General features: G+C 54.6%; 2 rRNA genes. Both read right to left on the bottom strand.

The window, feature by feature from the left end:
- Positions 1 to 835: 835 nt before the first annotated feature.
- Positions 836 to 950, bottom strand: a 5S ribosomal RNA gene (rrf, locus tag CLV78_RS23515).
- A 114-nt stretch (positions 951 to 1064) separates the two neighbouring features.
- Positions 1065 to 3892: ribosomal RNA gene (locus CLV78_RS23510) — 23S ribosomal RNA — on the bottom strand.
- Between the last annotated feature and the right edge of the window lie 172 nt (positions 3893 to 4064).

Here is a 4064-nt window from a genome sequence, read left to right as displayed (position 1 = left end):
TGGTTTTGTACAGCTTGAGCGTCGGAATTCTGAAGGGAATTGGGAGAGTTTTGAGGTTTTTGGTTCGACGGGAGCGTTCAAGATCGATGTTGTCAACACCCCGTCGTTGCGGATTTCGGCCACCTCTGGGGCGATGTTCCGCTGGACGTGGGCCAGCTGATGTACGGGATCTCGAGTTTGCTCTCGACGCCAATGGCCATCGCCCTCTCCGGGCAGGGTGATGGCGTGGAGGGGTCCAGGGCGAGCCGCCGGACGTTGTATTCCGCGCGGTTTGATATGGATCGATCGGCGGATTTTCTGGCACCTCTTCCGACGTCTCTCACGTGGCAGGAGACTGGTGAAGGTGGCGCGATGGTTTTCGGAGCATCGGGCGGTCCACTCGTTCTTTCAGTTGGCACACGCGCCGGCGCATTCATTGGAGTTGATTGCGATCTGGAGTTGTTGGGGAGCAATGAGGTTCCGGTTTCGATTTCGGTTGGGTTCCGGGAATCCTCCGGAGACGAGATTGCTGCCGATCCGGACAGGGATCTTTTTCCCGACGGATGGACGGGAGGATCGCAAATGCGGACGATTGGACCTGCGCCTTCGGGGACCACGCGTTGCGATGTGCAGTTCTCGTTCCCTGACCGGTTCACATCAATGACGGCCGGTCCTGTTGGCATCTACGGGATCGAGTTGACGGAAGTCCTGCTGGGGGCACCTGTCGGCAGGTCGATGATGCTTGGTTTCGGTCACAGTTGAGTTTGGTTCCGAACACAGAAACGCCCCCGGACGTTGAAGTCCGGGGGCGTTTCTGCGTTTCGTATCGTATTGAGAGTTCTTGAGTTTTTTCTAGGTTTGGCGGTGACCTACTCTCCCACGTCTTAAGACGCAGTACCATTGGCGCTACGGTGCTTAACGACCGAGTTCGGGATGGGATCGGGTGTTTCACTCGCGCTATGACCACCAAACCGAGGAAAAACTCAAGCAACATCAGGTCCAAGTCGGTGTGACTTCTGATTTTCCGTAAACTCCGGTCGTCTCGATTGCTTTCGCGATCGGTCTGAACCTTGCTGTTACTGGATCAAATCAAGCCTATCGGGCAATTAGTACCGGTCAACTGAACGCATTGCTGCGCTTACATCTCCGGCCTATCGACGAGGTGGTCTACCTCGGCCCTCAGGGATACCTTGTTTTGAGGGGGGCTTCCCGCTTAGATGCCTTCAGCGGTTATCCTTTCCGATCATAGCTACCCAGCACTGCTCCTGGCGGAACAACTGGTACACCAGTGGATCGTTCACCCCGGTCCTCTCGTACTAGGGGCAACTCCTCTCAAGTATCCTACACCCACGGCAGATAGGGACCGAACTGTCTCACGACGTTCTAAACCCAGCTCACGTACCTCTTTAAACGGCGAACAGCCGTACCCTTGGGACCTGCTCCAGCCCCAGGATGAGATGAGCCGACATCGAGGTGCCAAACGGTGCCGTCGATATGGACTCTTGGGCACCATCAGCCTGTTATCCCCGGCGTACCTTTTATCCGTTGAGCGATGGCCCTTCCACTCGGGACCACCGGATCACTATGGCCGACTTTCGTCTCTGCTCGACTTGTCAGTCTCGCAGTCAGGCTGGCTTCTGCCATTGCACTCAACGAGCGATTTCCGACCGCTCTGAGCCAACCGTCGCGCGCCTCCGTTACGCTTTAGGAGGCGACCGCCCCAGTCAAACTACCCGCCACACAGGGTCCCGGATCCGGATAACGGACCGCGGTTAGACATCAAGCAGAACAAGGGTGGTATCTCAAGGGAGGCTCCCCAGGAACTGGCGTCCCTGGTTCGAAGCCTACCACCTATCCTGCACATGTTCGGCCTAATGCCAGTGTGAAGCTGTAGTAAAGGTGCACGGGGTCTTTCCGTCTAACCGCGGGAAGCCTGCATCTTGACAGGCAATTCAATTTCGCTGAGTCGATGTTGGAGACAGCGGGGAAGTCGTTACGCCATTCGTGCAGGTCGGAACTTACCCGACAAGGAATTTCGCTACCTTAGGACCGTTATAGTTACGGCCGCCGTTTACCTGGGCTTCAATTCGGAGCTCTCACTCCTCCTTTTAACCTTCAGGCACCGGGCAGGCGTCAGACCCTATACGTCGTCTTGCGACTTCGCAGAGCCCTGTGTTTTTAGTAAACAGTCGCCACCCCCTGGTTTGTGCCCCCGGATCCAAGTTGCCTTGAACCCGGGCCTCCTTCTCGCGAACTTACGGAGGTATTTTGCCGAGTTCCTTCAACATCGTTCTCTCAAGCGCCTTGGTATTCTCTACCAGTCCACCTGTGTTGGTTTAGGGTACGGTCTGATGGAGGGCTATTTCCAGGAACCTCTCAACGGCCCGACCAATCCGATAAGGTCGAACAATCTTCGAGATCCGTCACATCCTCCTGGCCTAGGAATATTAACCTAGTTCCCATCGTCTACGCATTTCTGCCTCGACTTAGGGGCCGGCTTACCCTGCTCAGATTAGCTTTAAGCAGGAACCCTTGGACTTTCGGCGACAGGGTCTCTCACCCTGTTTGTCGCTACTCATGTCATCATTCTCGCTAGTGATCTCTCCACCGGATCCCTCACAGGCCGGCTTCACAGACAACACCCTATCCTCCAATGCGATCCGAGGATCGCTAAGGAGGATTGGTGTTATATCACACTACGCTCCGCTACCACTGCATACGCAGTCCTCAGCTTCGGCTCATGGCTTGAGCCCCGATACATCTTCGCCGCAGGACAACTTGATTAGACCAGTGAGCTGTTACGCTATCTTTAAAGGATGGCTGCTTCTAAGCCAACCTCCTGGTTGTTTTGGTCGTCCCACCTGCTTTCCCACTTAGCCATGAATTAGGGGCCTTAGCTGGAGGTCAGGGTTGTTTCCCTCTCCACTACGGGCGTTAGCACCCGCAGTGTGTCTGCCGCATAGTACTCCTCGGTATTCGGAGTTTGGTTAGGATCAGTAAGTCTGTGGGACCCCATTACCCATCCAGTGCTCTACCCCCGAGGGTATTCGTGCGACGCTCTACCTAAATAGATTTCGCGGAGAACCAGCTATCTCCGAGTTTGATTGGCCTTTCACCCCTAGGCACAACTCATCCCGACCTTTTTCAACAGGTGTGGGTTCGGTCCTCCAGTGCATGTTACTGCACCTTCAACCTGGTCATGCCTAGATCACTCGGTTTCGGGTCTGATCCCACATACTCGACGCCCTATTAAGACTCGCTTTCGCTACGCCTACACCTATCGGCTTAAGCTTGCATGTGAGACCAAGTCGATGACCCATTATACAAAAGGTACGCCGTCAGGACCCGAAGTCCCTCCGACTGCTTGTAGGCGTCCGGTTTCAGAAACTGTTTCACTCCCCTCGTCGGGGTGCTTTTCACCTTTCCCTCACGGTACTGGTTCGCTATCGGTCAGCAAGGAGTACTTAGCCTTAGAGGGTGGTCCCCCCATGTTCAGACAGGATTTCACGTGTCCCGCCCTACTTAATACGTCGAATCTTGCTTCCAATACGGGGCTGTCACCCACTATGGCCATGCTTTCCAGCATGTTCTTGTCACAATCATCGCTCGGCTGGTCCCCGTTCGCTCGCCGCTACTAGGGGAGTATCTGTTGATTTCCTTTCCTCCGGGTACTTAGATGTTTCAGTTCCCCGGGTTTGCTCTTTGAAGCCTATGTATTCAGCCTCAAAGTACCTGGTTCAGCCCATTATTGATTGCAGTGCAAACAATAACAGTCTGTCAGGTGGGTTGCCCCATTCGGAAATTCCTGGATCAAAGCTTATTCTCAGCTCCCCAGGACTTATCGCAGAGTATCACGTCCTTCATCGCCTCTTGCTGCCAAGGCATCCACCAAACGCCCTTTTCGCGCTTGATCTGATCCAGAAAGAGCAAGGCTCTCACCTCATGGCGCCAGGCTGGTTCGACCAGCGCCTCACTTTCCGATCAGAAGTCATACATTTCCCGCTCCACATCCGAAGACATGGAACTTTTGGTTCGATCCGTGCGGATCGAACCCGGTTAGTGTACTTGACTTGGACAAAATTGCT

The organism is Aliiruegeria haliotis, assembly GCF_003003255.1.
Lineage (GTDB): Bacteria > Pseudomonadota > Alphaproteobacteria > Rhodobacterales > Rhodobacteraceae > Tropicimonas > Tropicimonas haliotis.
Note: the sequence above shows the minus strand (reverse complement) of the source record. Positions and strands in the feature narration are given on the sequence as shown.